Annotated in this window: 1 protein-coding gene; it reads left to right on the top strand. The window is 65.1% G+C overall.

Going from position 1 to position 938, the window contains the following annotated elements; all coding sequences use genetic code 11:
* Window positions 1–15: 15 nt before the first annotated feature.
* Window positions 16–938: carboxypeptidase-like regulatory domain-containing protein (locus ACYZGB_RS22795; RefSeq protein ID WP_462391269.1), on the top strand; the 923-nt coding region annotated here is incomplete at its 3' end.

Raw genomic sequence — 938 nt, 5'->3', positions numbered from 1 at the left:
CTGGCAGGCCAGACGGTGAACTTCTCCCCAAGCCTGGTGCTCAGCACCGCAGGTGGCCCTGGCGGGACTGCGGACTGCCGCATTCTTGGCACTGTCACCAAGGCCGCAGATGGCACACCTGTTGCCGCCGCCACTGTCACCGTGAGCGGAGCCAATACGGGTACGGCCACCACCGATGCCAGCGGTGCTTATGTGCTCACAGGCCTGGTCTCGGGTGATACACGCATCAGCGTTACCCAGAGCGGGTTTGATGTTGCCGTTGCCAACACGCGGCTCAACTGCAGTCCCCAGGGCAACACCGCGCTGCAGTATTCGCCCAAGCTGTACGCCAGCACCCAGGCCCCAGTGGACGCCAACACCGCCAGCTTGAGCGGTGTCGTGATGGATGCTGGCACCAACCAGCCCATTGCTTCCGCGCAACTGACCGTCACCACGAACACCAACGTCGTTCGCAATGCGGTCAGCCAAGCCAATGGACGCTTCACCCTCAGCGGTCTGGACGGAGCCACGGCACAGCTGGAAGTGATTGCCACCGGGTACCAAGGCCTGAACGCCACCTACACGCTGCAGCCCGGGCAAGCCATTGACCTGGGACAGATCCGCCTGCGCCCACCCAAGGTGACGCAGCTGACGCTGGATCTGCAGGTGCAGTCCGTCAAGCGCCACACCACACAGACCGACCCGCAGACCCTGCGGGTGTCCGGGGCGCTGCAGGTGCAAGTGCGAAACGCAGGCACCCAGGTGGCTCCAGCCAACGTGGCGGTGCTGGCCTTCCAGGACGGCAATGGCAACGGCCAGTACGACCCCAGCTCCGACACCGTGCTGGGCCAGGCAACGCTGACAGCGGCGTTGGGCACGGGCCAGTCCCAGACACTGACGATCGATGTCTCGGGCTTGCTGCCGTTCCGCGATGCGCCCATCCATGTGGTGGTGGACCC

This window comes from Acidovorax sp. Q11, from assembly GCF_054950075.1.
This window is presented reverse-complemented; position numbering and strand designations above follow the sequence as displayed.